Source organism: Nocardioides sp. P4_G10, assembly GCF_056401175.1.
In genome coordinates, this window is record NZ_JBFUJV010000002.1 from 31,346 (window position 1) to 56,523 (window position 25,178).

Sequence of the window (25,178 nt, forward strand, 5' to 3'; positions counted from 1 at the left end):
TGGAGGCGCGGGCAGCAGCTGCTACCCGGTGATGAAGGCGGCCATCACCGGCTCGTGGCCCGCAGGCCGGTGTCGGGCAGGACCTCGGGGGCCACGCACAACGCCGGGATGCGGAGCTTGTCGAGCCGGGTGGAGCCGACCTTCAACGTGACCTTCGCCCGGGGACGTCCGTGGGTGACGAACTTCCTCGCGGTCTGGGACGTCACGCCGATCCGGTGGACCTTCGTGCCCACGCGGAGCGTGTAGACGACCTTCTCGCCGGTGCGGTTGGCGAGCCTGGCCCGCACCGTGCCCTGGCAGCTGGCCCTCACCGAGCCGACGGCCTTCCCGAACGCCTGCCCGGGCAGGACCTCGGGCGGGACCACCGGCGGGACCACCGGCGGCGGGACCACGACGGGCGGCGGCGGGGTGGCCGGGGTGCAGACCAGGACGGCAGCGCTCGCCGTCGGGTCCGTGCCCACGGGCTGGTCGACCGTCGCCGTGTTGGTCCAGCTGCGGCAGGCACCGGGGGCGCCACCGGCCAGGGTGAGCGAGTAGGTGTAGCTCTTCACCAGTCCGGCCGCCCAGGTCAGCGCCGGGTCGAGGACGACCCGCTGCCCGGCGACCGTCTTGTCGTCGACGACCTGGACCGTCTTGTTGGTCTCCGAGCGGACGCCGAAGGTGACGGGCTGCGTCGTGGCGGTCACCGACGTCGAGGTCGCCGCACCGGGCGGGTCCCACGTCGCGGTCACGCTGAGCGTGCCCGACGCGGCCGGCTCGGTGGCGAACGTGCAGGCCACCGGAAGGGTCGTCGAGCTGTCGTCGGCGATCGTGACGTCCGAGCCGCCCGTCACGGTGCACACCGCGCCACCACCGAGGTCCGTCGAGGCCGTGACGTCGGCGACGACGTCACCCGCGGCGTACTGGTTGGGGTTGGTGATCGCCACCTCGCCCTGCAGCCGCCACCCGGACTCGGTCCTCGCGCCGGCCCGGGCCGTCACCGTGTAGGTGAAGGTCGCGTTGCCGTTGGCGTCGGCCGTGCGCTGGGTGGCGTCGGCGACCTTGGTGATCGACCAGGCGTGGTCGACAGCGAGGTCGGCCCTGGCCGTGGGCACCAGCCGCAGCGGCTGCTGCACGCACACCTCGACCGTCGCGTCGTCGGAGTCGGACTCCTGGGAGTCCGTCGCCACGACCTTGGCGGTGTTGTCGTACGTCGTGCACTGGCCCGGGACGCCGTCGAACGCCTTCGTATAGGTGAAGGTCTTCGGCCCGTCGGAGGCCTTGACGACCGCCCCACCGGGTACGTCGCCCAGCTGGACCTGCGTGTCGGTCACGGTCGCCGTCGCGTCGGTGACGACCACCGTCGCCTGCGCGAAGTCGACGCCTGCCGTGCCCGAGGCCGAGCCGCTCGTGCCGTGGTAGGCCGCCTTGTCCCACGACGCCGTCGCGGTGTTGGTGCCGGTCGTGGTGGGCGTCGCACCGGGAAGCAGGCACGAGTAGTCGAACGTCGACGTCCCGTTCGGGACCGACAGCGGCCCCGCGGGCTTGTCGATCGTGCACTGGCCACCGGGCAGCGAGTCGGTCAGCTGCACCCCGGAGATCGTCGTCCGGTTCGGGTTCTGGACCGAGATCACGCCGGAGACGACGAACGCCGTGTCCGTCGCGGCGGACGGAGTCACGACCACGTCGTAGGCGAACGAGGCAGGGGAGCCCTGCGGCACCGTCTGCGACGAGGCGCCCTTCACCGACTTCTCGACCGACCAGTCGTAGTCCCGCGCGAACGCCGGCTCCGCGGTCTTCGTCACCACCAGGTCGTCGAGGTCGACGCAGACCGTCACCGTCTCGGTGTCGCTGTCCGACTCCTTCGAGTCGACCGCGACCACCTTGGCGGTGTTGTCGTACGTCGTGCACTCACCCGGCACGCCGTCGAACGCCTTCGTGTAGGTGAAGGTCCTCGGCCCGTCGACCGCCCTCACCACCACGCCGTCCGGCGAGGTGCCGTCGAGGTCGACCTGGGTGTCGGTCACCGTCGCGGTCGCGTCGGTCACCGTCAGCTTCGCGTCGGCGAAGTCGAACCCGGCCCGTCCGGACGCAGACCCGCTGGTCCCCAGGTAGGCGGACTTGTCCCACGACGCCGTCGCCGTGTTGGTGCCGGTCGTGCTTGCCGTCGCGCCGGGCAGCACGCACGAGTAGTCGAACGTCGTCGTCCCCTCCGGGATCGAGACCGCGCCCGCGGGCTTGTCGATCGTGCACGTCGCAGCCGGCAGCGAGTCGGTCAGCTGAACCCCGGAGATCGTCTTCTGGTTGGGGTTCTGGACCGAGATCACGCCGGTCACCACGAACTGGCCGTCGCCGCTGATCGACGGGGTCACCACGACGTCGTACCCGAACGACGCGGCCGTGCCCTCGTCGACCGTCTGCGACGACGAGCCCTTGACCGACTTCTCGATCGTCCAGTCGTAGTCCCGCGCGAACGCCGGCTTCGCGGTCTTGGTCACCACCAGGTCGTCGAGCTCCACGCAGACCTCGACCGTCGAGCCGGAGGTGTCGAAGTCGTCGGTGTCGCTCTCGTCGACCCGGGCGACGTTGTCGTAGGTGCGGCACGCGCCGGCCGTCCCGCCCACCGCGGGGCTGGAGTAGGTGGCGACGACCACGCGGTGGTCGGGTGCGTTCCAGACGTCGGTCCAGGCGTAGGTCGGCAGGCCGATCGGCACCGGGGCCCCGCCGTCGAACGAGTCCGCCACCGTGGCGTGCTCGTCGATCCTGGGCTGCACCGTGATGGCGTACGTCGCCCCTGCCGAGACGCTGCCGGGGTGGACGTCCTTCTGCGGGTACGTCGACTGGTCCCAGCTGACCGTCGCGGTCGTCGTACCACCGACGAGCGCACCCGCGCCGGGGTCGCACGCGTAGTCGTACGACGTGGCGCCGGCGCCGACGTCCACCTGGACTCCCGTGGTGCCCGGGTCGACGTCGACGGCGGCGTTGCTCGGCAGGAAGTGGCACGCGAGGTCGCCGGCGATGCCGATCGTGGCGCGCATGCTCGGGTGCGTGGCGGCCGGGTTGGGGTTGGTCACCGTCACCGAGCCGTGCACCTCCTTGCCCGTGGGCGGCCCCTCGGGAAGGGCCTCGAGCTCCACGCGGTACTGGAACGTGGCGGTCGCGCCCTCCTCGATCGTCTTCTTCGCGTCCCCGACGACGCTCTTGTGGACCCGCCAGTCATAGGCGACGCCGTAGGAGCCGGACGCCTGGTTGGCCACCGCGAGGGGCTTGAAGAACAGCTTGTTGGTGAACTCCACGGTGGCCACGCTCGTGCCGCTGCTCCCGACGACCACGCCCGTGTGGACGGTCGTGTCGGGCGCGTAGCCGGCGGGCGTGGCGGTCTCCTCGACCGTGTAGGTGCCGGGCTTGGCGGGGTCGATGGTCACGACGCCGTCGGCGACGGTGTCCACGCCGGGCGTGCCGCCGTCCTTGACGACGAGCTCAGCCGCCGCAGCGCCGGTCGCACCCGGGACCGGGTTCCCGGTGACCCGGAACGTGGCGCCCGGGACGAGTCGCTGGAACTGGTCGCGCTTCTCGATGACGAGCTTGCCGCAGGTGGGCGGCACCGAGATGCCGATGCCGCCGACGAAGTCGAGCAGCGACGAGGACACCGAGTCGCCGGCGAACGAGCGGACGTTCATCACCCCGTAGGCACCGCGGCAGTCGCCGACCGTGTCGAAGGAGCTCAGGTTGACCGCGGCCTCGGCGAAGAGCTTGCCCTCACCGGTCGCACCGTCGAAGCCCGCGCCGGCGGTCGGCGTGGAGCACCATGCGGACGGGGTCGCGTAGCCGGGGACCCTGAAGCACCCCGAGATGAAGGTCCCGCTCGCGGACTGGGTCCACTTGTAGGCGGCGGTGAGCGCGAAGTTGCCGTTCCCGTCCTGCTCGAAGCGCAGGAGGAGGTCGTTGACGCTGCGGTCCGGCCGGAACTGGACGGAGTCACCGGCCTCCTGGGGGAGGTTGGCCTTCTGGTTGAGCTCGGCCATGAAGGTCATCGTCCCGCTCTGGGCGATACGCCTGAACCCGAGGAACGCCCAGCTCGAGGACCCGGTGACGAAGTGCGAGTAGACGTCGGAGATGTCGCCCTGGTCGGTGGCGGTGCCGGTGCCCTCAGCCCAGTCGCTCGGGTTCTGGAACTCCTTCGACCCACCGGTGAAGTTGCTGTCGTCGGCGGTCTTCACGGGGTCGGTCGTCGGAGGCGCGATCCCCGGGCTGGTCCAGTCCGTGCCGCCGCCCTCGACGGAGGTGTTGCCGTCGATCTCGAAGCCGGCCGTGACGCCCGCTCCGGCCGACGTCGTGGTCGCGGCCTGCACCGCGACGGTCGGGACGAGCAGGAGGAGCGCGATCGTCCTCCTCAGCCGTCCAGAACCTCCGTGCCGTTCAGCGGCATGGGCCCCCCTGGCCCGCCGTCCCCACTGTGTCGTCGTCGTCCGTACGCGTTGCATTGCCCGCCCCCTGGCGCGAGTAGTCCCCACTGAAGCTCTTCGGTGACCGACGCCCCCCAGCGCTGCCGACCGTGGTCGCCGTGCGGCCCCAAGTGGCACGGCGTGTGTGTTCAGGGCAGAAGACTGGCGTCAGCGGAACACGACGGGAATCCACCGCGAGGAGGCAGCGGGCTTCCTGCGGAGGGGCTTGACCGAACGTTGGCAAAGCGGTCCGGATAGGGGCGGTCCGGACCAGACCACGTGCCCGAGGTGGGGCAGGCGTCAGCCGCGACCGTGCGGGGTGCGCCAGCCCGACTCGTCGGGGCCGACGGGGACGATCTGCGTCGGGTTGATGTCGGTGTGGACGACGTAGTAGTGCTTCTTGATCTGGTCGAAGTCCACCTCGTCGGCGAAGCCTGGCGTCTGGAAGAGGTCGCGGGCGTAGCCCCAGAGGTTCGGCATCTCGGTGAGCTTGTTGCGGTTGCACTTGAAGTGCCCGTGGTAGACCGCGTCGAAGCGCACCAGCGTGGTGAAGAGCCGGACGTCGGCCTCGGTGATCGCGTCGCCCATCAGGTAGCGCCGGTCGGCGAGCCGGTCCTCGAGCCAGTCGAGCGTCGTGAACAGACGGTCGTACGCGTCCTCGTAGGCCTCCTGCGACCCGGCGAAGCCGCATCGGTAGACGCCGTTGTTGACCTCGGTGAAGACGCGCTTCATCACCGACTCCATCTCCTCGCGGAGGTCGGCGGGCCACAGGTCGGGGGCGTCGGGACGCTGGTGCTCGCGCCACTCGAAGGAGAGGTCGTGGGTGATCTGCGGGAAGTCGTTGGTCACGACCTGGCCCGACGAGACCTCGACGAGCGCCGGCACGGTGATGCCGCGCGGGTAGTCGGACTGGCGGGCGAAGTAGGCCTCCTGCAGGCGCTCGATGCCGAGCACCGGGTCGCGGCCGCCCTCGTCGAGGTCGAAGGTCCAGCTGCGGGCGTCGTGCGTCGGGCCGGGCGCGCCCCAGGAGATGACGTCCTCGAGGCCGAGCAGCGTGCGGACGATGATCGAGCGGTGCGCCCACGGGCAGGCACGGGCCGCGATCAGCCGGTAGCGGCCGGGCTCGACGTCCCAGACCGGCACGTCGCGCGGGCTGTCCTTCGACCCGCTCGGGAACTCGTCGTCGAGCGGGTCAGCCGACCGCTCCCCCGCCAGCACGCGGTCGGGGAGGTAGGACATGTCGCGCTCGAAGGGCTTGCCCTTGGTCGTGTACGTCGCCGTGTCGTTCACACTTCAACCATACCCGCGTCCGGCCGAGGACATACCTTCGTGGGTGTGAGTGCGACCTTCGCCACCAGCGACTCCCACGGCCACCTGACCGAGCTGACCGCCGCGCTGCAGCGGGCCGGCCTCCTCGACGAGGAGTTTCGCTGGTGCGGCGGCAGCTCGAGGTTGTGGGTCCTCGGCGACCTCCTCGACCGGGGTCCGGACGGGCTCGGCGTGATCGCACTCGTACGCCGGCTCGTCGACGAGGCCGCGGCGGCCGGCGGATCGGTGCACCCGCTGCTCGGCAACCACGAGGTCATCGCCCTGGGCACCCGGCTGTTCGGCGGCACCGAGGTGGTCCACCGCGGGGTCGTGCGGACCTTCGAGTCGATCTGGGTTCGCAACGGCGGCCTCGCCTCCGACCAGGACGGCATCGACGCCGAGCTCTTCGCCTGGCTGGCCGGGCTCCCGGCGGTCGGCCTCGACGGCGACCACCTCCTCATGCACTCCGACACGCTGGCCTACCTCGAGTGGGGCGACACCGTCGACGACGTCAACCGGACCGTGCGCGAGGTCCTCGACGGCGACGACCCGGTGGCGTGGTTCGACGTGCTGGTCGGCCTCGGCCGGCGCCACGAGTACGCCGGACCGTCCGGTCCCGCGGCCGCGCGGACGCTCCTCGGCGCGCTCGGCGGGCAGCGCGTCGTCCACGGCCACAGCATCATCGGCGACCTCTTCGGCGTCCCCGTCGACTCCTACTCCGAGCCGCGGCTCTACGCCGACGGCCTCGCGCTCGACATCGACGGCGGGATCTACGAAGGCGGTCCGTGCCTGGTCGCCCGCCTCTCGGGGTAGCCCACCCGGTGTGAGCGGCCGCGCTGCCGGCGGTCAGCCGGGGTCCGCGGGCCACAGGGTTGTCAGGCTCTCCCTGAGGTTGTCGGCCCGTGCACGGCCTGACAACCTCAGCGATCCCCGGCCAGCCGGGGATCGCTGAAGGAGGAAGGGTCAGTCGGCGAAGCGGGCAGCCACCTCGACGACGCGGTCGAAGGCCTCGGCCTCGCCGATGCTCACGCGGACGCCGTCGCCGGCGAACGGGCGGACCGAGATCCCCACCTCGCCGCAGGCGGCGGCGAAGTCGAGCGCGCGGTCGCCCAGCGGGAACCACACGAAGTTGCCCTGCGCGTCGGGCAGGTCCCAGCCGACCTCGCGCAGCCGGGCGACCAGGTCGGCACGGCGCGCGACGAGGTCCTCGACCCGGACGAACAGCTCGGCCTGCGCCTCGAGGGAGGCGATCGCGGCGGCCTGCGCGACGTGGCTGACGCCGAACGGCAGCGAGACGGCCCGGAGGGCGGCCGCGAGCGGTGCGGGAGCGACGGCGTACCCGACCCGGAAGCCGGCGAGGCCGTAGGCCTTGGAGAACGTGCGCGTCAGCACGACGTTGCCATGGCGCCGGTAGGTGGCGATCCCGTCGATGGCGTCGTCCATCCGGACGAACTCGAGGTAGGCCTCGTCGACCACGACCACCACGTGCGAGGGCACCTTCGCGATGAACGCGTCGAGCTCGGACTGCGTGACGGCCGGGCCGGTCGGGTTGTTGGGCGTGCAGACGATGACGACCTTGGTGCGGTCGGTGACCGCAGCAGCCATCGCGTCGAGGTCGTGGCGGCCGTCGGCCGTGACCGGCACCTGCACGCTGCGCGCCCCGCCGGCGGTGACCGCGATCGGGTAGGCCTCGAAGGAGCGCCAGGCGTAGACGACCTCGTCGCCGGGCTCGCAGAAGGCGTTGACGAGCTGGTAGATCAGCGCGACCGAGCCGGTCGCGGCGGCGACGTCGTCGGCCGGCACGCCCATCGTGTCGGCCAGGGCGGCGTAGAGCGCGGCGCTGCCCATGTCGGGGTAGCGGTTCATCTCCGCCGCCGCCTCACGGGCGGCGTCGAGCACGCCCGGCAGCGGCGGGTAGGGGTTCTCGTTGGAGGAGAGCTTGTACGACGTCAGCCCGGGTCGGGCGACGGGCGGCTTGCCGGCGACGTACGCAGGGATGGCGAGCACGTTGGGCCGGGGCTGCGGGGACGCAGGGGTGGAGGGCATGACCCGCACCCTAGTGAGCGACGGGCTGCTCCGGTCGCTGCCGGCTCCGCCACGGCCGGACGACCGGGAGCAGCAGCAGGCCGATCGCGAAACCGATGCCGGCACCGAGGACGTTGTCGACCACGTCGGTGACGTCGCACGCACGGTCGAGGCGGGCGAGCTGCAGCTGGGTGAGCTCGATCGCGAGGCTGTACGCCGCCAGGGCGACGAGGCCGACGGGGCCGAGCACGACGCCCGACCACCAGCGCCCGACGGCCAGCACGAGGAAGATCCCGGCCGGCACGAAGAGCAGCACGTTGAGCGTCCGCTGGTCGAACCCGAGGACCTCGAACGCCGCGCCCGACGGGCCGCCGTAGTCCCACGAGCACCCCTCGCTGCGGCTCTCGGCCGGCACGATGCCGACGTCGGGGCGCGTCGGCACGAGGGTCACGAGCGCGATCGCGACGAGCGACCACAGCAGGCCGGCGACCGAGACCGCGGACGCGGTGCCGAGCCGGGGGCGCAGCGCCGTCGCGAGGAACGCGGCGATGACGGCCGCCGCGAGGGCGCCGAGCACCATGACGCCCGTGCCTCCGATCGTGACCACGCGGCACACCGTAACCGCCGGGCCCCGGCCGCTAGGGTCGTCATATGAGGTTCCTGATGTGGCTGCTGACCTACGCAGCGGGCCTTGCCGTCGCGGCCTGGCTGCTGGACGGCATCTGGTTCGAGGGCGCGACGAGCGGCAGTGCCGAGCTCCAGGACAAGTGGCTCGAGGTGCTGGCCGTGGCGCTCATCCTCGGCCTGGTGTCGACCTTCGTGGAGCCCGTGGTCAAGCTGCTGTCGCTGCCGTTCATCATCCTGACCCTGGGCTTCCTGCTGCTGGTCATCAACGCGGCGATGCTGCTGTTCACCGCCTGGCTGGCCGGCATCTTCGACCTCGGCTTCCACGTCGACGGCTTCTGGAACGCGCTCCTCGGCTCGATCATCATCACGATCGTCGGCTGGGGTGTCCGCGTCGCGATCCCGTTCCGCGGCTGATGCCGGCCGTCCCCCCGCAGCGCGCCGAGGGTCCCTACCGGGTCGCCCTCGTCTGCCTCGGCAACATCTGCCGCTCGCCCATGGCCCACGTCGTGCTGGAGAGCCGGCTCGCCGACGCCGGCCTCGCCGACCGCGTCGAGGTGGCGTCGTCCGGCACGGGCGGCTGGCACGTCGGCAACCCCATGGACCCGCGCGCCGCGGCCACGCTGACCACCGCCGGCTACGACGCGAGCCGGCACCGCGCCCGGCAGTACGACGCGACCTGGCCCGAGGCGTACGACCTCGTGCTCGTGATGGACGAGGCCAACCTGGCCGACGTCGGCGGACGCACCGAGCGAGTCGGCATGTTCCGCGACTTCGATCCGGTGGATCCGGGTGGCGCCGTCCCGGACCCGTACTACGGTGGAGACGACGGGTTCGAGGAGGTGCTGGCAATGGTCGAGCGCACGAGCGACGGGATCGTCGCGGCCCTGCAGGCGGCGATCGAGAGCCACACGAGCGACCGGGCGGGCGGGGGCCGAGCCTGATGGCTCGCCAGCCGCTGGTCGCCAGGCGTGCCGAGGAGCTCCTCGGCACGGCCGTGGTCGCGACCTCGCCGGTGGCGGGCGGCGACATCGCCACGGCCACGCGGCTGCGGCTGTCCAGCGGGCAGACCGCGCTGATGAAGACGCTGCCCCACGCACCGGAGGGCTTCTTCGAGGCGGAGGCCGCCGGGCTGCGGTGGCTCGCCGAGGTCGAGGGCGGCGTCCCGGTGCCCGAGGTGCTTGCCGCCGCCAGCGACTGCGTCGTCGTCGAGTGGGTCGAGCGGAGCTCGAAGACGCCCGTCGAGGCCGCCGTGTCCTTCGGCCAGCAGCTGGCCGCCACCCACGCCGCGGGCGCGGACGGGTGGGGGCTCGACCACGACGGCTTCATCGGGCGGCTGCCGCTGCCCAACAAGACCGCCGACTCGTGGCCGGAGTTCTACGCCGTGCGCCGCGTGCTGCCCTACCTCAAGCTGGCCCGCGACCGCGGGTCGATCTCGGAGACCGACGCGGCCGCCGTCGAGGCGGTGGTCGGCAAGCTGACCGGCCTGCTCCCCGACGAGGCGCCTGCCCGCCTCCACGGCGACCTCTGGAACGGCAACTGCCTCTGGGGCCAGGACCTCGCCATCCACGTCATCGACCCCGCGGCCCACGGCGGCCACCGCGAGCTCGACCTGGCGATGCTGCACCTGTTCGGCCTCACCCACCTGCCGCGGGTGATGGCGGCGTACGACGAGGCGCAGCCGCTCGCCGAGGGCTGGGAGGACCGCCTCGGGATCCACCAGCTCTTCCCGCTGCTCGTCCACGCGTGCATGTTCGGCGGTGGCTACGGCGCCCGCGCCGGGAGTGTCGCAGCCCGCTACGCCTGAGCCCGGCCCGCCGCGGTCGAGTGCGCTCGCGGTAGCGGTCGCTGCAGAGCTGCGCACTCGACGTTCAGGATCGCCTCAGGAGCTGGTGGCATCCTTGGCCTGTGAGTGAGTCCAGGCCCCGGGTGCTGGTCGTCGACGACGACCGCGCTGTGCGCGACTCCCTGCGCCGGTCGCTGGAGTTCAACGGCTACGAGGTCGTGCTGGCCGCCGACGGCGCCGAGGGCCTCGTGGCGGTCGGAGCGCAGCACCCCGACGTCGTGGTGGTCGACGTGATGATGCCGCGCCTCGACGGGATCGAGACGACGCGCGCGCTGCGGGCAGCCGGCAACGACGTACCGATCCTGGTCCTGACCGCGCGCGACGCGGTGGGCGACCGGGTCGAGGGCCTCGACGCCGGGGCCGACGACTACCTCACCAAGCCGTTCGCCCTGGAGGAGCTGCTGGCTCGGCTGCGGGCGCTGCTGCGCCGCGTCGTGCCCGACGGCGACGGGGAGAACGAGGTGCTCACCTTCTCCGACCTCACCATGGACGTCGCGAGCCGTGACGTGGCGCGCGGTGGTCGGCCGATCGAGCTGACCCGCACCGAGTTCACCCTGCTGGAGATGTTCCTCCGCCGTCCGCGCCGGGTGCTCGACCGCTCGTTCATCCTCGAGGAGGTCTGGGGCTACGACTTCCCCACCAGCGCCAACTCGCTGGAGGTCTACGTAGGCTACCTGCGCCGCAAGACCGAGGCCGAGGGCGAGTCGCGGCTGATCCAGACCGTGCGCGGCGTCGGCTACGTGCTGAAGGAATCATGAGCACCCCACGGCGTTCTTCTCCTCCGCTGCGCTCCCCCGAACAACGTCGCGGGGACCCCGCATGAGCACCGCCACCGCCTGGCCCGACGGGCGCTGGCACTACCGCAGGTCGCTCGCGTCACGCGTCGCCGTGCTCACCACGGTCGCGGTCGGCCTCTCGATCGCCGTCATGGCGTTCACGGCCTTCGTGGTGATGCGCCAGCAGATGATGAGCTCGCTCGACCAGTCGCTGCTCAACCGCGCGCACAAGGCGACCGCCTTCACCACCCTGTCGAAGATCACTGCGGGCGGGGTTCCCGGCTGGGTGCTGGGCGCTGCTGACGTCCGGATCATCTTCATCACCGCCGAGGGGCAGGCGGTCACCGGCGACGACGTGCCCGACTTCACGCTCGGCCGCCCGGAGTACGAGGTCGCGACCGGCCAGCGCGAGTCCGCGGTGCGCACCCTGGTGACGAGGGAAGGTGAGCGGTTCCGGGTCGCGACCGTGCAGGCCAACAACGGCGCCGCCCTGATCCTCGCCCAGCCGCTGGCCCCCAACGACCGGACCCTGGAGAAGCTCGGCGGGGTGCTGTTCGTCTTCGGCGCGCTCGGCGTGCTGGCGGCGCTGCTCGCCGGCTGGCTGGTGGCCCGCAACGGGCTGCGGCCCCTGCGTCGGCTCACCTCCAGGGTCGAGCACATCGCGATGACCGAGGACCTGAGACCGTTGCGCGTGGAGGGTGACGACGAGGTCGCCCGCCTCGCCACCGCGTTCAACCAGATGCTGCTCGCTCTCGGCGCCTCCCGCGACCGCCAGCGCCGGCTCGTCGCCGACGCCAGCCACGAGCTCCGTACGCCGCTCACGTCGCTGCGCACCAACCTCGACCTGCTCCGCCAGGCCGAGGGCAACACGGCACTCCCGGCCGGCGCCCGGCTCGAGCTGCTCGACGACGTCCGCGGCCAGATCGAGGAGCTCAGCGCGCTCGTCGGCGACCTGGTCGAGCTCGCACGCGACGAGCCGACGACCCGGGTGGTCGCCGAGGTGGACCTCGCCGACGTCGTCGAGCGGGCGGTGACGCGCGTCCGCCGTCGCGCTCAGGGTGTGTCCTTCGACGTCGAGCTCGACCCGTGGCGGGTCGTCGGCGACACCAACAGCCTCGAGCGAGCGGTCACCAACCTGCTCGACAACGCCGCCAAGTGGAGCCCGCCGGAGGGCACCGTCTTCGTGCGGCTGACCGATGGTGTGCTCACCGTCGACGACCAGGGCACGGGTGTCGCCGAGGCCGACCGTCCGCACGTCTTCGAGCGCTTCTACCGGGCCGAGGAGTCGCGGGCGATGCCCGGCTCCGGCCTCGGCCTGGCCATCGTGCGCCAGGTGATCGACCGCCACGGCGGCCAGCTCCAGGTGACCGAGGCCCCCGGCGGTGGGGCGCGGTTCGCGCTCTGGCTGCCCGGCGTCGGCGCTGTCACGCCGGGTTAGTCGAAGACCCGCAGTAGCCGCTCGGCCTTCCACTCCGACTCGGCCCACTCCTCGGCGACGTCGGACTTCACGGTGATGCCGCCGCCGGTGCCGAGGGTCCAGGTGCCGCTGCCGTCGGTCATCAGCGACCGGATCACGACGCCGAGGTCGGCCGGGCCGTCGCCGCTGATCCAGCCGAACGCGCCGGCGTACGCCCCGCGCGGGCTCGACTCGACCTCCTCGACGATCTCCATGGTGCGCAGCTTGGGCGCGCCCGTCATGGAGCCGGCCGGGAAGAGCGCGCGCAGCGCGGCGACCGTCGAGACGTCGTCGCGCAGCCGCCCGCGGACCGTCGACACGAGCTGGTGGACCGACTCGTAGGACTCGACCTCCATCAGGACCGGCACCTCGACCGACCCGACCTCGCACACCACCGACAGGTCGTTGCGGAGCAGGTCGACGATCATCAGGTTCTCCGCGCGCGTCTTCGGGTCGCGCGCGAGCCGCTCGCGGTGGTGCTCGTCCTCCTCGACGGTCGCGCCGCGCGGGGTGGTGCCCTTGATCGGCTTGGTCTCCAGGTGCCGGTCGGCGGTGACGAGGGCGTACCTCTCCGGCGAGCTCGACAGCAGCCAGGCGCGCGCGCCGTCGACGTCGTGCTGGAGGAAGCCGCTGTACGGCGCCGGGTTGAGCTCGCGCAGCCGGAGGTACGCCGTCACCGGGTCGAGGTCGGACTGGCGGGAGAGTCGGTGGGTGAGGTTGACCTCGTAGGAGTTGCCGGCGTGGAGGTGCTCCTGGACGCGCGCGAACGCGTCGACGTAGGGGGTTGTCGGCCCTTCCTGCACGTTGTCGGCCCGTGCACGGCCTGACAAGCTCAGCGATCCCCGGTCGACCGGGGATCGCTGGGACGCCGGACCGACCTCGTGCTCGAACACCCGCACCGCGCGCGGCCGCATCCACACGGCGTCGGGGAGGGTCGGGTCAGGGGTGGCGGGGAGGTCGGTGCGCGAGGCGTAGCCGAGGTAGCCGAACCACTGCTCCCCCGCCGCGATGCGGTGCTCGAGCACGGCGAAGACGTCGTCACCGACGACGGTCGCAAACCCGCCGGTGTGCAGGGTGACCTCGCGGCGGGCGGCCGACCACGACAGGGACTCGTCGTCCTCGTCGAGCCAGCCGATGATCGAGCGCCGGCCCGACCACTCGCGCGCGCCGCCGCCGTCGAGCCAGAAGCAGCGAGCGTGCCGCTCCGCGACGGAGCGGAAGAACGAGACGGGATCGGTCATCGGAGAAAGTTCCTGACGAGGTCCTCGCCGTGCTCCGACAAGACGGACTCGGGGTGGAACTGCACGCCCTCGAGCGGCAGCGAGACGTGGCGCACGCCCATCACGACACCGTCCTCGCTCCACGCGGTCGCGACGAGGTCGTCGGGCAGCGCGACGGCGCCGAGCGAGTGGTAGCGGACGGCGGCGAAGTCCTGCGGCAGACCGGAGAAGACCCCCGCTCCGTCGTGCCGGACCGTCGCGACGTCGCCGTGCGCCGGGGGCAGCCGCCGCACCGTGCCGCCGTACGCCGTCACCAGTCCCTGCATGCCCAGGCAGACGCCGAGCACGGGGCGGGTGCCGGCCCGCAGCACCTCCGGGCCCACCGCGAAGTCCGTCGGCGACGACGGGTGGCCGGGGCCCGGCGACAGCACGACGTGCGAGTGGGCGAGCACCTCCTCGGCGGTGACCTCGTCGTGCTGCACCACCCGCGGCAGCACGCCGGTCACCCGGGCCACCAGGTGCACCAGGTTCCACGTGTAGGAGTCGTGGTGGTCGACCACGATCACGTCCGGGTGCACGCTGCGACAGTAGTGGCAGCGGGCGCTACTGCCGTAGGACGCGGCACGCCTCCGACACCGGCTGGTCGCCGACCTCCTGGCAGCCGTCGAAGGCGGTGAGCTTCGCCATCAGCGCCGCGACCTCGGGGGCCCGCTTCTTGGTGGCGAAGGTGTTGCGCCGCTCGAACTTGTCGCGCTTGTAGCTGTAGTACTCGTAGCCCCACGTGACCTTGCCGGGCCGCGGGTCGAGGTCGAACCTCGCGAGCAGCGCCGTGCGGCTCCGCACCGCGGTGTAGGACGGGATCCGGTCGAGCTCCGAGCCGCTGAACGCCGCGTCGGGGTCGTTGCCCGTCAGCGTCTGCTGGGTGTGCTCGAGGAAGGCGTGGGACTGCCGCACCAGCTTCGGGTCGGCCAGGGTCGGGACGAGCGAGAGGCCGCTGCGGTAGGGCGCGGGTGCGAGCCCGGCGAGCTCCTCGAAGGTCGGGGCGAGGTCGATGTTGCTGGTGACCTCCTTGCGCGTGCCGGGCACGACGCCCGGCCCGGTGACGAGCAGTGGGACGCGGACGTCGGTGTCGTACGGCGTCCCCTTGCCGCGACCCATGCCGTTCTGGCCGAGGTGGAACCCGTTGTCGGAGGTGAGCACGACGTAGGTGTTCGGGCCGACGGAGGCGAGGATCCGCTTGACCAGCCGGTCGGCCGACTGCGCCATCCGCGCGCGGTCGCGGAGGTCGCGGACAGCGGCCGCGGCGGGCAGGGTGCGGGTGGTGTTCCACGCCCGGGCCCGCTTGCCGTTCGCCAGGCGCGGACGGTTGTCCAAGCGCGGGTCGGCGAAGCCGGGCAGGTCGTCGACGGTCAGCTTGCCGCAGGCGACGCGGCCGCAGCTGCGCTTGCCGGTGCGGTCGCGGAACATCGGCGGGAAGAGCGGGTCGCCGGCGTAGTGGCCCTCGGGGTTGGTGCGGTTGTGCGGCGCGTAGAGCGCCACCTCGAGGAAGTACGGCGCGCCCGCGGCCTCGTTGGCGGTGACGAAGTCCATCGCCATGTCGCCGATCACCGCGCCGGCGTAGGTCTTGTCCTTGACCGAGTTGCTCGCGCTGGCCGGGGGTGCGGGGTGCTGCACCAGGCGGAGTCGCTGGTCGACGAGGGACGTGCTGGCGAAGTCCCAGCCGTCGTAGGCGGAGCCGAAGACGGTGTTGAAGGTCGTCCAGCCTGGCACGACCGGCGGGAGGGCCCGACCCGGCGACCACTCGTACTCGTTGAGGAACTTGCCGACGAACCCGGTGTTGTAGCCGGCCTGCTGGAGCCGCACGTTGAACGCGCGCTCGGGGTTGCCGTGGGTGTCGTAGGCGGGCCAGCCGCCGAGCTTCGACGTGCCCTTGTTGGACGTGTTGGTGCGGACGCCGGTCTGGTGCGGGTACTGGCCGGTGAAGAAGCTCGACCGCGACACGCAGCACAGGGAGTCGGTGACGAACGAGTGCGGATAGCTCGCGCCGGCCTTCCGCATCTGCTGCGCCGAGCGCATCGTCTGCACGAGGTCCATCGAGAAGTCGTCGAGCATCACCACGACGATGTTGGGCTGCGCGGCCCGTGACGCCGCCGGCGCGAGCTCGGCCGCCTCCGACGCACTGCTCGTCACGCGCTGCGGCGCGGCGTCGTCAGGCGCGGATCTGCCCGTGCCCCCGGTCGCACCGCATGCCATCAGCGCGAACAGGCACACGCCTGCCCACGCTCCCTTGAAGATCCCCACTGCTCCCCCGTCGTGTCCCGAGCCGGCTACAAGGGTGACGTCGCACGTCACCGATTCGTTGCCTGCCACGCCGAATTAATGTCTACACGTTTGCTCGACTTCAGCCGACGTGCTCAGACGAGGAGGTCGCGCACCGCCGAGTGGAGCAGGTCGTAGCCGTTCTCGGTGAGGATCGACTCGGCGTGGAACTGGATGCCGCGGTAGTGCGGCCCGACGATCGCATGGACGTCGCCCGTGGCCTCGTCTGCCTCGACACGTACGCCGTCCGGCAGCGCCGCTCCCTCGGGGACCCGGCCGACAAAGGTGTTGTAGAAGCCCACGCGCTCCGTGCGGCCGTCGAGCCGGACCGGCGACTGGGTGCCCTGGAAGACCACGTCCTTGTAACCGAGGTCGAGGCCGAGGCGCTGGCAGAGCGTCTGGTGGCCCAGGCACACCGCGAGGAACGGCTGCTGCGAGGCGAGCAGCTCGTCGACGGCGCGGCGGAACGACGCGATCTTCGGGTGGTCGCCCTCGCGCGGGTCGCCCGGTCCGGGTCCGACGATGACCAGGTCGGCGCCGTCGAAGGCCCCGGCCGCGTAGTCCTCGTGCCGCACGACGCGGGCGGTCATCCCGAAGACCCCCAGCACGTGGACGAGCATGTTCACGAAGTCGTCCTCGCCGTGGAGGATGACCACCGACTTCCCGGCCAGCCCCGGGTCGGCCGGCTCGCCGGCCTGGTCGGTCAGCCAGAAGCGGGAGAGCCGCTGGTTGCGGGTGCCGAGGGCGAGCACGACGTCCTCGTCGCGCGCCAGCTCGGCGATGTCGGTGCCGTCGGAGGTCGCCGCCGGCGCCAGGCCGAAGGCGCTGAGGATGCCCCCGGCCTTTGCCCGCGTCTCGGCCACCTCGTAGGTGGCGTCGGAGTCGCGCACCAGCGTCGCGCCGGCCGTCACCTTGAGCTCGCCCGCGGGCGAGACGTCGGCGGTGCGGATCAGGATCGGGCTGTCCATCGTGGGGGTGCCGTCGGGCGAGCGGCCGAAGAGGGCGAGCGCGGCGCCGTAGTAGCCGCGGCCCTCGGGCTCGTAGTCGGCGATCAGCCGGCAGGCGTTCTCGACGGGTGCGCCCGTCACCGTCGCGGCGTACATCGTGTCGCGCAGGATCTCGCGGTGGTCGCGGTCGGAGCGGCCGGCGAGGAGGTACTCCGTGTGGATCAGGTGCGTCATCGGCTTGAGGAACGGTCCGAGCACCTGGCCACCCTCGTGGCAGATGTCGCACATCATCTTGAGCTCCTCGTCGACCACCATGAAGAGCTCGAAGACCTCCTTCTCGTCGGCGAGGAAGTCGAGCAGCCGCTCCTTGAGCGCGTCGCCGTGGCCCGCCACCCGGAACGTCCCGGAGATCGGGTTCATCCGTACGTCGCCCTTGCGGACCGAGACGTGGCGCTCCGGGCTGGCGCCGATGAGGAAGCGCTCGCCGGTGAAGAAGCAGAAGGTCCAGTAGGCGCCGCGCTCGCGCTCCATGAGGCGACGCAGCACCGTCAGCGCCTTCGCGGCGTCCCAGTCGGCGACGACGGCGCGGTAGTGGCGGCCGATGACGAGGTTCGCCCCCTCGCCCTGGCCGATCTCGTCGCGGATGATCGCCTCGACGACCTTCCCGTAGTCCTCGTCGGTGGTGGCGAACCCACCGCGGTCGGCGAACTCGATCGGCGCGTCGGGCAGCGCCGCGAGCAGGTCGTCGACCGACACCTCGTGCTCGGCCTCGATGTCGACGACCGTCAACGGGGCGCCGTCGTCGATGGCGGCGAAGCCACGCTCGCGCACCTGCCGGAACGGCACGGCGACCAGCCGGTCCGCGCTCCGGCCCGGCTCCGGCGTACCGCTCTCGAGCGGGATGTCGAGCAGGCTCGCGACCTCGTGCGGCGTACCGCCGATCAGGCCCGCCGTCGGTGACGCCTTGCGCCGGATGACCGCCCACGCCCCGTGCCCCTGGATCTGCTCCAGGAGGTCTCGGACGGCTGGGGTCTGGGTCATGGCCGAACCCTACGGTGGGACGATCCGTGCAGGGCCGGGCGTCTCAGCCGGGGGCGCGGGCCAGTGACTCCGCCAGGTCGTCCAGGCGGATGTACGTGTCGGGCTCGACGTGACCCTCGATTCGACAGCTGCTCGGGCTCCGGCGGCGGCGCCGATCAGCCGCGACGAGGTCGGGGGCCTGGTCAGGATGCCCGGCGCCAGGTGAACAGCACGTTCTGCCGTCGCGGCGGAACTCTGGACTCGCCCACGAGGGTCCACTCGCCAACGGGCTCGGTGATGCGTCGTAGCTCGGCGAGCTCCTCGAACTGGACCCCCTTGTCGCCGCTCAGGTAGTAGTCCGAGAACCAGCAGGCAGCCGACCAGAAGTCACGCCCTCGCTCCCAGTCCTTCACGGCGAGGATGCCTCCTGGTGCCACCAGGTCTGCCGCATCGCGCATGAGCTGGGCGCGGAGCTCGCTCGGCACGTGGTGGATGACGTCGACGACCAGGACCAGGTCGAACGTGCTGCCGTGCTGTGCGAGCAGCTCCGTGCTGGTCTGCTTCGTGAACGTGGCAGGCGCCCCAGCCGTGTACAGGCTCCCGGGTGAGGGGTGCTCGACGTCGACCCCCACGTACTCAGCATCCGGAAGCCGACGCATCAGCTCGTTGGCGGCGTCCCCGTAGCCGCAACCGATCTCTGCGACCCGCCGCGCGGACGGTGCCATGGACGCGAGCGACTCGGCCAGGTCGTCCAGCCGGATGTACATGTCCCGGTACTTCTCCGCGAGCGGCCCAGCCAGTGGCCCGAGGGCTGCCCGCACCGTGGTTCCTAGGCTCATGGGAGGAGACCCTACGTCGCATGCCGCGTGGAGCGGCGTCGTCCTCGCAGCTACGGGTAGTCGACCTCGACCCTGACCCAGTCGACGAACATGCTGTGCTGCTGTCCGCCGGCCACGGCGTACCGCGGAACGACGTCCTTGTTGGACAGCCTCAGGTGGAGCGGGATCGTGTTGCTGGGGACACGGCGGGGGTCGGGGAGCGTGTTGACGCTGTAGAGCTCATTGCCCGTGCCGTCCGCTGCCGAGAACCTCACGGTGTCCCCGCCGATGGTGAACTCGGCCGCGTACTCCCACGAGACGTCCCACGGCCCAGCGCCCTTGGGAAAGGCGTCCGCGACCGGCCAGAGCTCGGGCCCTCGGCCGGTCGCCGCGCAGGCGTTGGACGCCGTCTCGGGTGAGTCGTCGTAGCAGATGTGCGAGCCCACCTGGGCGCCCGCAGGCTTCGACGGTCCGTAGCTCTCGATGACGTCGATCTCACGGGGGTCGGCGGGGCTGGGGTGCTGGACCCAGAAGGCCGCGTAGTTGCTGCCTGTGTCGGGCATCACCACGCTCACCGTGGTGCGCACGCGGGTGCCGGCCGGAAGTGACCAGCCGGAGACCGAGCGCAGCTGCGCGAGGCGATCGACCTGCAGCCGTCCCTGGCCGTCCAGGGACGCGCCGTTCCACCCGGCCAGCGGATGCCACTGGCTGGGAGCCGTGCCGGCGGGACCGTCGAACTCGTCGTTGAAGATCACCTCCCACTCCGGTGCGGACCCGGTCGGAGACGACGGCTCAGCCGTGGGAGGCGGTGTGCCGAGGGCAGGGGCCGTCACCGCCGGCGCCGTCGGGTCGGCCGCGACCGGAGCGGTCACGGCAGGCTGCGGGACAGCGGCCGGGGCGGTCACGTCGGCCTGCGGGGCCCCCGGGGCCAAGGAGTCCGCCACCGGCTCCCCGGTGCACGCCGTCAGTCCCACCAGCACGAACGCCGCCAGGACGGTCACGGACCTGCGGTCGCCTCGCCGGTCGTCCCCGCGCCTCAGCCGGTCCATGAGCCTCCCGATGTCGTGACGGCCGCGCCGTCTCGTGGTGGTGCCGTGCAGGCCCTTCGTGAACCGCCGACGATACGTGCCCCCGGCAACGTCGCGACGGAGGTGGCGCGCGTCAGCCGACGGTCGTCAGCAGCTGCGTCGCGCGGGTGAGCACGACGTAGAGGGTCGCCCGGCCGGTGACCGACTCGTCCTCGATCTCCTGCGGCGAGACGACCACGATGCCGTCGAACTCCAGCCCCTTCGTGTCGAGGCCCGTCAGCACGACGACGCGGTCCTCACCGCTCGGCGTGACGCTCGAGTCGACGGCCGCGCGGGCCCCGGCCGCGTCGTCGGCCACCTCGGGCCACGACGCCAGCCACGCGTTGACCTCCGAGCGGCGGGCGACGGGTACGACGATGCCGACGGTGCCCTCCACGCGAGCGGCGGTCGAGGTGACCGCCTCGCGCACGGCGGCCTCGAGGTCCTGGACGGGGCCGACGACCCGCGGCTCCTCACCCGTCCGGCGTACGGCCTCAGGGAGGTCGGCGTCGAGCCCCACCCGGCGGGCGTAGTCGGCGGCGAAGGCGTAGATCTCGGCGGAGTTGCGGTAGTTGGTGGACAGGTGGAACTCGTGGAGCTCCTTGCCCTCGAGAGCCTCTGCCCGCGCGGAGGCGGCCTCCGGGGCATCGGGCCACGACGACTGCGCCGGGTCGCCGACGATCGTCCAGCTCGCGGTGCGGCCGCGGCGACCGACCATGCGCCACTGCATCGGGGTGAGGTCCTGCGCCTCGTCGATGAGGACGTGGGCGTAGCCGTCGTCCTCGATGCGGTGGGTCGGCGCGGACCAGGCCAGCCCGCCGGGCGCGTACTCGCGCTCGGAGATGGTGGTGAGCTCCTGGAGGTCGACGCCGCCCTCGAGCAGGCCGGTCTCGTCGAGGTCGCGCTCGTCGTCGGTGCGCTGCGGGACGTCGCCGAGGGCGTAGCGGAGCTCGTCGACGAGCGGGACGTCCTCGATCGACAGGCCACCGTCGGCCCACGACTTGAGGAGCACCAGCTGCTCCTCGCGGCTGATCACGCCCTCGCCCACCCGAGCGAGGAAGTCGGGCTCGCGGAGCCAGCCGAAGACCGTCTGGGCGTCGAGCGGCGGCCACCAGGCCGTCGCGAAGTCCACGAACCCCTCGTGGCCCAGCATGTCGTCCTCGAAGGCCTCACGCCCCCGCTCGCGCCCGCGCTCGCCCTGGACCTGTCGCCACATGGCGTCGAGCAGCGTCTTGGCCACCCGCGGCAGCTGGCGGTTGCGACGGCCCTGCGACATCAGCTGGCGACGCAGCCGGCCGAGCAGGCCGGGGTCGAGCACGAGGGTCTCGTCGCGCCAGTAGATCCGGAAGCTCGTCGGCGCGCCCGGCGCGTGCTGGCGGGCGGTGCGGCGCAGCAGCTCGGCCATCCGGGTCGCGCCCTTGACGTCGGCGACCGCCGGCTCGTCGTGGCGCGTGGCGCGGATGCCGCCGACGACCTCACCGAGCGAGCGCAGCGCGACGGCGGTCTCGCCCAGGCTCGGCAGGACGCGCTCGATGTAGCGCATGAACACGCCGCTGGGACCCACGACCAGCACGCCGCCGCCTTCGTAGCGGCGGCGGTCGGAGTAGAGCAGGAACGCGGCGCGGTGCAGGGCGACGACCGTCTTGCCGGTGCCGGGGCCGCCGGAGATCGACACGACGCCCTTGCCGGGCGCGCGGATCGCCTGGTCCTGCTCGGCCTGGATGGTGGCGACGATGGAGTGCATCGAGCGGTCGCGGGCGCGCGAGAGCTGCGCCATCAGCGCGCCCTCGCCGACGATCGGGAGGTCGGTCTCGGCCTCCTGGTCGAGGAGCTCGTCCTCGACGCCGATGACGGTGCGGTGCAACGAGCGCAGCACGCGTCGGCGTACGACGCCGGACGGGGTGGCCGCGGTGGCCTGGTAGAACACGCCGGCTGCCGGCGCCCGCCAGTCGATGAGCAGCACGTCACGGTCGGCGTTGCGCACGCCGATGCGGCCGATGTAGCGCGGCAACCGGTCGATCGACGGGTCGAGGTCGAGGCGGCCGAAGACCAGGCCCTCGTGGGCGGCGTCGAGCTGGGCAATGCGCTTGGCAGCCTGGAAGACCATCGCGTCGCGCTCGACGAGGCCGCCCTCGTGCTCCAGCTTGCCGCGGCTGTGGCCCTCGGCGGCCAACGCCCGCGCGTTGCGGGTGGACGCGTCGAGCTGCACGTAGACCTCGTCGACGTACGTCTGCTCCGCCGCGATCTCCCGCGCCTCGAGATCCTCGCTCAAGCTCTTGCTCCTCATCCCCCATGAACCACTGCCCAACGGTCCCGGGCAGGCGGACAAGCGTACCGGCGAGCACCGACGACCACCGACTTCTCGACGATCCTGGACCGCACGACCCTCACGACAGGAGCAGCACGGCGCCCAGCAGGCACACCACCGCGCCGGCCGTGCGGATCAGGTCCACGCGACCGAGGTCGCCGAGCAGCTCCGTTCGTTCCCCTGCCGGCACGGTGGCCAGCCGCCCGTGCAAGGGCGCGGCGATGACGGCCGTGCTCACCACCGACAGCGCCCCGCCGACCAGGGCCAGCCACGTGCCCGCCGCCTCCGGCTCCGTCGCCGCTGTGCAGGCCAGGACGAGAACGAGCGGGACGTAGAGCGCGCCGACGAGCGGAGCGATCCGACGGGCGTGCCGCTCGTGTGCCGCCGGCCACGCCTCGTCCCCGACCTCACCCAGCGCGGGATAGACGACCAGCGACACGGTCAGCTGGAACCCGAGGTGCCCCGCCGCGACGAGGAGGAGTGTGACGAGGACGAGCGGTCGATCGTCGATGACGCCCACGGGCGGCCTCCTTCGAAGTGGGTCCTCACCCTTCTCCGACCGGATGCCACCCGTGGATGCAGCCCGTGGCTACTTCTTGCGGGAGAGGAAGGCAGTCATCGCCTCGCGGGCCTCGTCGGAGGCGAACAGCCGGGTGCTGGTCTCGGCCATCTCCTCGCCGAGCGCGTCGATGCGCGCGACGAGGTCGCGGTTGAGGATGCGCTTGGACTCCCGGAGGCCCTGCGCAGCACCGGTCGCCAGGCTGGCGCACACGGCGGCGACCTCGGAGTCGAGGTCGTCGGCCGGCACCGCCTTCGTCACCAGCCCGTACGCCGCCGCCTCGGCGCCGGTGAACACCTCGCCGCCGAGCGTGGTCAGGGCCGCGGCGCGCGGGGTCATCCGGTGGTGGACGGTGAGGCTGATGATCGCGGCGGCCAGACCGAGCTTCACCTCGGTGAGCGCGAAGGTGGCGTCCTCGGCGCTGATGGCGATGTCGGCCGCGGCGACGATGCCGATGCCGCCGGCGCGGACGGCACCGAGGTTCTTGGTCACGACCGGCTTGTCGAGGGTGGCGATCAGCCGCTGCAGGTCGACGATGCGGCGGGTGCCGGCCTCCATGCCCTCGCTCGACGCCTCGGTGAGGTCGGCGCCGGAGCAGAAGACCTTGCCCGAGCTCTCGATCAGCACGGCCCGCGCGTCGGGGTCCGCGCCGGCGCGCTCGAGGTGGGCGAAGAGCTCGGTGACGAGCTGTCGGCTCAGGGCGTTGCGGTTGGCGGGGCTGTCGAGGGTGATCGTGGCGACGGCGTCGGCCACGGCGTAGTGCACCAGCTCTGCGGGGGCCTGGTCGGTCGGGGCGGTCATGGCGGTCATCCTGCCGCAAACCCGGCGGAGGACCCTCCGACCCATCCGCCAGCCCGACGGCACCGAACACCCCCCATGCACTCCCCCGACCAGCGGTCCCGGCCGCGCACCCTGCGCCACGCGGCGTACGGCGTGCTCGCCACCATCGTCGGTCTCGCCGCCGCCCACCTGGTCGCGGCGCTGACCGTTCCGGCGGCGTCCCCGGTGCTCGCGGTCGGCTCGACCGTCATCGACCTGACGCCCACCCCGCTCAAGGAGTGGGCCATCCGGGAGTTCGGCAGCGCCGACAAGCTGGTCCTGGTCGGCTCGGTCACGCTGGTCGTGCTGCTGCTGGCCGCCGTCGCCGGCATCGTCACCGCACGCCGCGAGACCCCCGGACTCCTCGTCCTGGTGGGCCTGGCCGGCGTCGCGGGAGTGCTGGCCGTCCTGCGCCCGGGCTCCGGGCCGCTGGACCTCGTACCTGCCCTGGTCGCCGCCGCGGTCGGAGCCACCTCGCTGTGGTGGCTGCACCGTGTCGACGACCGGGGTCACACGGAACCGTCGCCGGGGGGCGACGGTCCCACTCGACGCGGGGTCGTGCTGGCCTCCGGCGCACTCGCTGCGGCTGCAGTGGCCATGGGGGGCCTCGGTCGCTGGGTGACGTCGTACCGCCTCGGCGGGACGGACGTCGCCCTGCCGGTGGCCACCGACCCCGCGTCGTCCTTCCCCACCGGTCTCGAGGAGATGTACGACGGCATCACGCCGCTGCGCACCCCGACCGGCGACTTCTACCGGGTCGACACCCGGCTGACGCTCCCCACCGTGGACGTCGAGTCGTGGACCCTCACCATCGACGGCGACGTCGACCAGGAGGTCACGCTGACCTTCGACGACCTCGCCGCGATGGACACCGTCGAGCGCGACATCACGCTCACCTGCGTATCCAACGAGGTCGGCGGACCCTACGTCGGCGGCGCCCGCTGGCTGGGCGTGCCCCTCGCCGCCGTGCTCGCCCGGGCCGGCATCGACTCGACGAAGGCCGACCAGATCCTGTCCACCGACGTCGACGGGATGACGATCTCCACGCCGCTCGACGTGGCGCTCGACGGGCGCGACGCGATCATCGCGATCGGCATGAACGGCGGCCCCCTGCCCCGCACCCACGGCTTCCCCGCGCGGATGGTCGTCCCCGGGCTCTACGGCTTCGTCAGCGCGTGCAAGTGGATCACCCGCATGACGCTGACGACGTACGACGCCGAGCAGGCGTACTGGACCGAGCGTGACTGGGTCGTCGACGCACCGATCAAGATCTCGAGCCGCATCGACACCCCCAAGCCGCTGTCGGAGACCGACGCCGGCTCCGTGGTCATCGGCGGCATCGCCTGGGCTCAGGGCGTCGGCATCGACAAGGTCGAGGTCCGCGTCGACGGTGGACCCTGGCAGCCCGCGAAGCTCGGCCCCCAGGTCAACGACGACTACTGGCGCCAGTGGTACCTCGAGTGGGACGCCGAGCCGGGACGGCACCTCATCGCCTCCCGCGCCACCAACAAGGACGGCGACGTGCAGACCGACGTCCGGATGCGTCCCTTCCCCGAGGGCTCGAGCGGACTGCAGGAGATCTCGGTCCTCATCGCCTGATCCGCCTGACCGCCTGATCCCCGCCGCGGCGTCGCCTGGCGGT

At 72.1% G+C, this 25,178-nt stretch carries 20 protein-coding genes; 7 read left to right on the forward strand and 13 right to left on the reverse strand.

Annotation, left to right across the window (positions count from 1 at the left end):
- Positions 1–44: 44 nt before the first annotated feature.
- Together AC1DP1_RS03800 and AC1DP1_RS03805 are read right to left on the reverse strand one after the other, a co-directional pair.
- Entirely contained in the window at positions 45–4,331 is a 4,287-nt protein-coding gene (locus tag AC1DP1_RS03800) for a prealbumin-like fold domain-containing protein (protein WP_477505711.1), read from the reverse strand.
- 393 nt (positions 4,332–4,724) lie between these two features.
- On the reverse strand, positions 4,725–5,714 hold the full coding sequence (locus AC1DP1_RS03805; protein ID WP_477505712.1) for a glutathione S-transferase family protein: 990 nt from the start codon (positions 5,712–5,714) through the stop codon (positions 4,725–4,727).
- A gap of 45 nt (positions 5,715–5,759) precedes the next feature.
- On the opposite strand from AC1DP1_RS03805, the gene AC1DP1_RS03810 reads away from it, so the two are divergent.
- Complete coding sequence (locus AC1DP1_RS03810; RefSeq protein ID WP_477505713.1) at positions 5,760–6,545, forward strand: metallophosphoesterase; 786 nt, start codon at positions 5,760–5,762, stop codon at positions 6,543–6,545.
- Between the two features lie 150 nt (positions 6,546–6,695).
- Here AC1DP1_RS03810 and hisC read toward each other — a convergent pair whose 3' ends face one another.
- Both hisC and AC1DP1_RS03820 read right to left on the reverse strand, forming a co-directional pair.
- The gene (hisC, locus tag AC1DP1_RS03815; protein ID WP_457184577.1) at positions 6,696–7,778 is read right to left on the reverse strand and encodes a histidinol-phosphate transaminase; all 1,083 of its coding nucleotides are present in this window, start codon (positions 7,776–7,778) and stop codon (positions 6,696–6,698) included.
- 10 nt (positions 7,779–7,788) lie between these two features.
- Positions 7,789–8,364 (reverse strand): VanZ family protein, encoded by a 576-nt coding sequence (locus tag AC1DP1_RS03820; protein WP_477505714.1) that lies wholly within the window; start codon positions 8,362–8,364, stop codon positions 7,789–7,791.
- 44 nt (positions 8,365–8,408) lie between these two features.
- Between AC1DP1_RS03820 and AC1DP1_RS03825 the strand changes: the two genes are divergently transcribed.
- The 5 genes from AC1DP1_RS03825 (at position 8,409) to AC1DP1_RS03845 (ending at position 12,441) form a co-directional block, all read left to right on the forward strand.
- On the forward strand, positions 8,409–8,798 hold the full coding sequence (locus tag AC1DP1_RS03825) for a phage holin family protein (RefSeq protein ID WP_457184579.1): 390 nt from the start codon (positions 8,409–8,411) through the stop codon (positions 8,796–8,798).
- The gene (locus AC1DP1_RS03830) at positions 8,798–9,325 is read left to right on the forward strand and encodes a low molecular weight protein-tyrosine-phosphatase (protein WP_477505715.1); all 528 of its coding nucleotides are present in this window, start codon (positions 8,798–8,800) and stop codon (positions 9,323–9,325) included. The genes AC1DP1_RS03825 and AC1DP1_RS03830 overlap by 1 nt, the downstream gene beginning before the upstream one ends.
- Complete coding sequence (locus AC1DP1_RS03835; protein ID WP_477505716.1) at positions 9,325–10,188, forward strand: fructosamine kinase family protein; 864 nt, start codon at positions 9,325–9,327, stop codon at positions 10,186–10,188. The genes AC1DP1_RS03830 and AC1DP1_RS03835 overlap by 1 nt, the downstream gene beginning before the upstream one ends.
- A 101-nt stretch (positions 10,189–10,289) precedes the next feature.
- Complete coding sequence (locus tag AC1DP1_RS03840) at positions 10,290–10,985, forward strand: response regulator transcription factor (RefSeq protein WP_457184582.1); 696 nt, start codon at positions 10,290–10,292, stop codon at positions 10,983–10,985.
- A 61-nt stretch (positions 10,986–11,046) separates the two neighbouring features.
- Positions 11,047–12,441, forward strand: a complete 1,395-nt coding sequence (locus AC1DP1_RS03845) for a sensor histidine kinase (protein ID WP_477505717.1) — start codon at positions 11,047–11,049, stop codon at positions 12,439–12,441.
- Here the strand turns inward: AC1DP1_RS03845 and AC1DP1_RS03850 are convergent.
- The 9 genes from AC1DP1_RS03850 to AC1DP1_RS03890 form a co-directional block, all read right to left on the reverse strand.
- A complete protein-coding gene (locus AC1DP1_RS03850) occupies positions 12,438–13,700 on the reverse strand; it encodes an anthranilate synthase component I family protein (RefSeq protein ID WP_477505718.1) in 1,263 nt (420 codons plus the stop codon). The two genes, AC1DP1_RS03845 and AC1DP1_RS03850, sit on opposite strands and share 4 nt — an antisense overlap.
- On the reverse strand, positions 13,697–14,257 hold the full coding sequence (locus AC1DP1_RS03855; protein ID WP_477505719.1) for an anthranilate synthase component II: 561 nt from the start codon (positions 14,255–14,257) through the stop codon (positions 13,697–13,699). The genes AC1DP1_RS03850 and AC1DP1_RS03855 overlap by 4 nt, the downstream gene beginning before the upstream one ends.
- A gap of 25 nt (positions 14,258–14,282) precedes the next feature.
- On the reverse strand, positions 14,283–16,049 hold the full coding sequence (locus AC1DP1_RS03860; protein ID WP_477505720.1) for a sulfatase-like hydrolase/transferase: 1,767 nt from the start codon (positions 16,047–16,049) through the stop codon (positions 14,283–14,285).
- Positions 16,050–16,093: 44 nt separating this feature from the next.
- Positions 16,094–17,986 carry an anthranilate synthase family protein gene (locus AC1DP1_RS03865; RefSeq protein ID WP_477505721.1) on the reverse strand — a complete coding sequence of 631 codons (1,893 nt, stop codon included), beginning with the start codon at positions 17,984–17,986 and terminating at the stop codon, positions 16,094–16,096.
- 182 nt (positions 17,987–18,168) lie between these two features.
- Positions 18,169–18,804 carry a class I SAM-dependent methyltransferase gene (locus AC1DP1_RS03870; protein ID WP_477505722.1) on the reverse strand — a complete coding sequence of 212 codons (636 nt, stop codon included), beginning with the start codon at positions 18,802–18,804 and terminating at the stop codon, positions 18,169–18,171.
- 50 nt (positions 18,805–18,854) lie between these two features.
- Complete coding sequence (locus AC1DP1_RS03875; protein ID WP_477505723.1) at positions 18,855–19,784, reverse strand: hypothetical protein; 930 nt, start codon at positions 19,782–19,784, stop codon at positions 18,855–18,857.
- A 160-nt stretch (positions 19,785–19,944) separates the two neighbouring features.
- Positions 19,945–22,122 (reverse strand): HelD family protein, encoded by a 2,178-nt coding sequence (locus AC1DP1_RS03880; protein WP_477505724.1) that lies wholly within the window; start codon positions 22,120–22,122, stop codon positions 19,945–19,947.
- Positions 22,123–22,237: 115 nt separating this feature from the next.
- The gene (locus AC1DP1_RS03885; RefSeq protein WP_457184599.1) at positions 22,238–22,678 is read right to left on the reverse strand and encodes a hypothetical protein; all 441 of its coding nucleotides are present in this window, start codon (positions 22,676–22,678) and stop codon (positions 22,238–22,240) included.
- 69 nt (positions 22,679–22,747) lie between these two features.
- Entirely contained in the window at positions 22,748–23,518 is a 771-nt protein-coding gene (locus AC1DP1_RS03890) for an enoyl-CoA hydratase-related protein (RefSeq protein ID WP_477505725.1), read from the reverse strand.
- Between the two features lie 75 nt (positions 23,519–23,593).
- Here AC1DP1_RS03890 and AC1DP1_RS03895 point away from each other — a divergent pair, with 75 nt between their 5' ends.
- Positions 23,594–25,135 (forward strand): molybdopterin-dependent oxidoreductase, encoded by a 1,542-nt coding sequence (locus AC1DP1_RS03895; RefSeq protein ID WP_457184601.1) that lies wholly within the window; start codon positions 23,594–23,596, stop codon positions 25,133–25,135.
- Positions 25,136–25,178: the final 43 nt, after the last annotated feature.